The sequence below is a fragment of the Shewanella sp. 10N.286.51.B8 genome (genome assembly GCF_041469325.1).
Taxonomy (GTDB): Bacteria; Pseudomonadota; Gammaproteobacteria; order Enterobacterales; family Shewanellaceae; genus Shewanella.
Map to the genome: position 1 here is coordinate 1 of NZ_JBFRKG010000021.1, position 5972 is coordinate 5972.

Below are 5972 nucleotides of genomic sequence, written 5' to 3' on the forward strand. Positions count from 1 at the left end.
GAGCCATCTTGGTTTTGAACCAGGATACCGTCAGTACCAGAGTAAGACACTGAGTCTAGGCTGACAGTGCCATCCACATCGCTTGAGTTCGCTAATAACTGCTCAGCGCTAATGGTGATTTGGCCGTCTTCGTTGACTGTGTATGAGGTTGAACCCGCAACCGGTGCATCATTAATATCAGTTACTGTAATATCGATATTAGCGCCAACGGTTTCTTTTCCATCAGTGACCGAGAAGCTAAGTTCAACTTGACCATTAAAGTTCTCATTTGGCGCAAAACTATATGTTCCATCGCCATTATCAGTGAATACACCTTCGGTACCACTGTATTCAACACCACTAACGGATAAGTCGTCTCCATCGATGTCTGTTGCGCCCGTGAGCAATTGCTCATCAGTGAAGATTAAGGTTCCATCTTCTTCGACAGTGTAAGCTTGATCTTCCACTCCTACTGTTGTGTCATTTATAGGGTTAATAGTCAGATCAATGTTGGCTTGAACTGTGGTTCCACCGTCATAGACATCAAAGCTTATATCCATTTCACCATGGAAGTTTGCATCAGGAGTCAGGGTAAATGAACCATCGTCGTTTTCTGTGATAGTAACGTTGTTACCGCCAGTTAGATTTCCAGCAGTTAAGTCATCACCGTCTACATCACTGGCATTGGCTAACAATTGCTCTTGAGACAGGGTAATACTGCCGTCTTCATCAACACTGTAAGCCAGATCACCCGAAACGGGTGCATCATTCACCGCAATGACTTCAATGCCTGCTGTGGTTTGCGCCACTGCCCCATCATCATCGATGATGGTGACATCAAGACTGATTTCACCGTTGAAGTTCTCGTTTGGCGAGAAGGTCACTGAGCCATCCGAGTTTTGAACCAGAATACCGTCGGTGCCTGAGTAGCTCACGCTATCTAAACTAACGCTACCATCAACATCACTAGAGTTTGCCAGTAACTGCTCAGGGCTAATGGTGATTTGGCCATCTTCGTTGACTGTGTATGAGGTTGAACCCGCTACCGGTGCATCGTTGACATCGGCAACAGCGATATCAATGTTAGCTGGGGTCACTTCAGTTCCATCGCTTACCCCATATTCAAGTTGCACATCACCATTAAAGTTTTCATTTGGCGCGAAGCTATGGGTACCATCACCGTTGTCGGTGAGCACACCATCGGTACCTGTGTAACTCACATCGGCGATAGTTAAATTATCACCTTCAATGTCGGTGGCACCAACAAGCAGTTGCTCATCGGTAATGATGATCACGCCGTCTTCGTTCATGCTAAAGCTTTGATCTTGCGCTAGAGCAGCATCATTAACAGGGTTAACACTTAGATTTAATTCAGTGGAGACGATTTGATCGCCATCACTGACATCAAAGCTAAACGATACTTCACCGTTGAAGTCCGCATCAGGGGTAACTGTGTATGTTCCATCACCATTGTCGACCAATGTGACATTGTCATCATCAGAGCTGACATTAACGGCAACTAAATCATCACCATCAAGATCGGTCGCATTCGCTAATAAATCAGCTTGAGTAATAGTGATTGAGCCATCTTCATCAACCTGTGCGGTAACTGCATCAGAATCAGGTGCATGGTCAACTTCAAAGTTTATCGTTTGAACAGTACTAGATTGATCGTCATTTGACAGTTCAGTGGCTGTTGCGATGATCTCTAACGATGCTGAACCGGTGTAATCCTCAGGGAAGGTAACTGCAAGGTTTTGATCCAACACAGTGGTTGGGATAACAACGCTGCCATCTTCACCAACAACAATTTCACCTTGGAAAATTTGGCTATTTGTTTCACCAACATCAATGGTAAATGTGAAGTCATCAAAATCTTGATCTCCGCCGCCAAAGAGATCTTCAACACCGTAAACAATATCGCCATCTTCATTCAGTGTGGTTCTCGTATGCTCTATGCCATCTTCGTTAAGATTGCTATTGCTGCCACCATGGAAAATCGCATCACCAAATTGACTTAAAATCGGCGTTTCGACGCCATCTTCACTAATGTGAACCAATTGCGGGTCGACTGAGTCGATAGTAGCAGGGTTACCATCGGCATCGCGGAACTCAAATGTACCGTCCTGCATATTCTCAAAGTCATTACGATTGAAACCATTTGGGATCACAAATAGATTGAAGCTTTCACCCGCCTCGACATCAAACGTGAAGGATGATTCACCTGGGATTAATTCACCGCCAGAGCCCACTTCAGAAGCATTTTCAAAACCAATTTGTACCCCTGTAATATTACCTTCTTCATCAACGGTATAGTAACCCGCCGTATTTTGATATCCGGCAGTTTCGCCCTGGAACGTCACGGTAATATCGGTATTGTCGTAACTGGTAATACCGCTGCTTTGTTCGTCAAACAGCGCTTCGCCGTCATAGGTCAGTACTGAACCTTCTGGTAAACCATTTACTTCAACCGTAAGGGTTTCAGAAAGGTCTTGATCCACTAGACTTGCATCAATATTAAGTTGCGTGGTTGAACCGGGCTCTACCACAATCACTTCATCAGTGACGACATCGCCATCACCGGTTGTTACTGTTAAGTCAGGAGCATCAGCAACGGCTTCGATGGCAACACCAATACTTTGTGATACCTCATCTGTGCCATCTGACACACTAAAATCGACCTCAATATTGCCACTAAAATGTTCATTCGGAGTGAAGCTGTAAGTACCGTCGCCATTATTCGTCAATGTACCTTCATCTGCGCTGTAAGATACATCAGTAATACTAAGCTCATCACCTTCGATATCTGTCGCTTGTGCCAATAATTGCTCTTCTGTGAAGATTAATGTTCCATCTTCTTGAATTGCAAAATTAAGCGGCTGCACTTCAGGCGCGTCATTAATTGGATTAACTGTCAGAGTCAGCTCTGTAGGTGTGTCAGTTTCACCGTCCGAAACATCATAACTAAAGACAATATCGCCATTAAAATCAGCAGAAGGCGTAACGCTAAAGGTACCGTCGCCATTATCGACAACGGTCGCATTTGGATCGTTAGTTTGTAAACCATCGGCTCTTAAGAAATCACCATCTTGATCTGATGCATTTTCAAGTAGCATTTCTTGAGTAACTAAAATTGTGCCATCTTCGTCTACAGAAGCAACAATAGGCCCAGCTTCAGGGACATCATTTACAAACTCAACATTAAGACTAATATCGGCCGAAACCACATCAGTGCCGTCACTGACATCAAAGCTCAAGCTGGCGGTACCGCTGTATTCCGCTTGTGGGGTTAGCGTATAAGTCCCATCGCCATTATCAATGACTTCAACGTTTGGATCTTGCGATGTGACATTAACAACAGATAACTCATCGCCTTCTATATCCGTTGCTTGAGCCAGTAACTGCTCGGTAGTAACCGTTATAGCTTCATCTTCCATGGTATTAAATGAAAGATCAGGAACATCTGGAGCATCATTAACTGGCGTAACCGTTAGATCTAATTCAGTGGCAACCGTTTCAATACCATCAGTCACATCGTATGTAAATTGGATGTCACCATTGAAATCTTCACTTGGGGTGATCGTAAAGCTGCCATTGTCATTTTGTACGACAGTCGCATTTTCATCGTTGGTAACAAGATTGGTTGCGGCCAGAGAATCACCATCGACATCACTGGCATTGGCGAGTAATTCTTCTTGAGATAGGGTAATACTGCCGTCTTCATCCACAGTTACCGCAACTGGGCCAGAGACTTCAGGGCCTTCGTTGTATTCTTCAACGGTAATATTTAATGAACTAGGAGCAGATGCTTGGCCATCACTAACCTCGAATGACAAAGACACATTGCCGGTAAATCCTTCTGCTGGCGTGAAGCTAAAGGTATTGTCACCGTTGTCGACCAAAGTACCATCCAGCTGATTGGTCAGCACTAAATCTTCAATATGAAGAATATCGCCATCAACATCACTTGCACCTGACAATAAGCTAGATGCATTAATGGTCATGGTGCCATCATTGAGCATTTGTAAATCTAATGGCGCCCCTGCAACAGGGACATCATTAACAGGGATAACAGTTAAATCAATATTATTGGTTGTAACATCTTGACCATCACTAATGCCATAACTTAAGTCGACGTCACCATTGAAATTTTCGTTGGGAACAAAGGTGTAACTACCATCGTCATTGGTAATTAACTCACCGGCATTACCGCTGTAACTCACATCTTGAATAGATAAATCATCACCTTCAATGTCAGATGCATTCGCAAGTAAATCAGCATCAGTGAAGCTAATAGAGTTGTCTTCTTCAGTGCTAAGGACTATTGGTCCAGATGCAATTGGTGCATCATTGACCTCAGCAAAGTTGATATGGATAGTATTGTCATCAACTAACTCACCATCAGTCACTTGATAAGTTAGGTCAATATCCCCCGAGAAATTCTCATCTGGGGTAAGGGTCCAAGTGCCATCACCATTGTCGGTTAGCGTTGCATTCTCATCGTTTAACTCAAGATTAATGATATCGAGATTTTCACTATCAATATCAGAAGCTTGTGCAAGCAACTGCTCCTCGGTTATCACAATAGAAGCAAAACCATCTGCCCCTTCTGAACTTGTCACAACAGGAAGCTCTGCAGATAAATCGATATCTTGATCACCAGCGTGAAGGTTCAGCTCAATTGTTTCTGTTACTTCAGTGCCATCTACGGCAATCGATGTAAAGACCACATCATCAGGTAACGTCTGCGATACAGACATATTCTGCACCACATAAGTGCCGTTACCTTCAATTGTGCCTAACTCAAATCGTGCTACGGGTTCATCCGTGGTAAGGGTATACGTATGCTCGAAACTACTATTATCATCTTTATGATAAGTTTGTGAGTCGATGAGGTTACCATCGGCATCAAAAGCCCTAATTTCTACTTCAGTGAAGTTTTTAGATCCTTCAACAAACCAACCACCTAAGCCATCTAGTTCGAAGCTGATTTCATTAATATCTTGACCTTCAACATTAATAACTAGCTGCTCATCACCACTTAAACCTTGTCTATCGGTATCGCCAATACCATGGCCAATATGAGTATTACCATTCCAAGCGCCTAACGGCCCATCTGTACTCTGGGTGGTAACTACTAAGTCGCCATCAGTAAATTCACGGGTATGTGAATCTATTTCTGTGCCCCAATCATCAACTGTCGCATTATCATCGAAGGTACCGATTTGACTAGTATGAGTAGAATCAGTAACTGCGGTTTCATCAGCAACAAAGCGTACTTCAGTATCAGGCGCGAATTCTTGTCCTACCTCTAACGTCACCCATTCATCATTGATATTGGCTTGCACAATACCAAACTCAGGTTGTGCATCGAGGCGAATAGCAGGCTCTTCACGAAGACTAACGCCAACGGTTTGATCTTCTTCTGCTTGAATATAAATATCGGCACCCGCAATCGGTGCATCGTTGACTGGGTTAACGGTTAAATCAACACCTGCTGCCACTGTAGTGGTGCCATCTGAGACATCAAAGCGTAAGTCTAAGTCGCCATTAAAGTCGGCATCTGGGGTAATGGTGAAGCTGCCATCGTCATTCGCCACAACTGTTGCGTTACCAGCAACGCTAAGCCCTTCAGCGGTTAAATCATCACCGTCTACATCAGATGCATTGGCAAGTAATTGTTCTTGGCTGAGAGTAATGGTGCCATCTTCATCGACATTGTAAGCCAGGTTACCATCAACCAATGGCACATCATTAACCGCCAGTGTAGTGATGCCTGCGGTGGTTTCAGCAGTGGCGCCGTCATCATCGATAACCACCACATCAAGACTGATTTCGCCGTTGAAGTTCTCATTAGGCGAGAAGGTCACTGAGCCATCAAGATTATTCGTTAATATGCCGTCGGTACCAGAGTAAGACACTGAGTCTAGGCTGACAGTGCCATCCACATCGCTTGAGTTCGCTAATAACTGCTCAGCGCTAATGGTGATTTG

Annotated in this window: 1 protein-coding gene; it reads right to left on the reverse strand. The window is 44.0% G+C overall.

Annotated features, from left to right (window positions below):
- Window positions 1–5972 (reverse strand): tandem-95 repeat protein (locus AB4160_RS09220; protein ID WP_372004308.1); only part of this gene is annotated, 5972 nt, incomplete at both ends.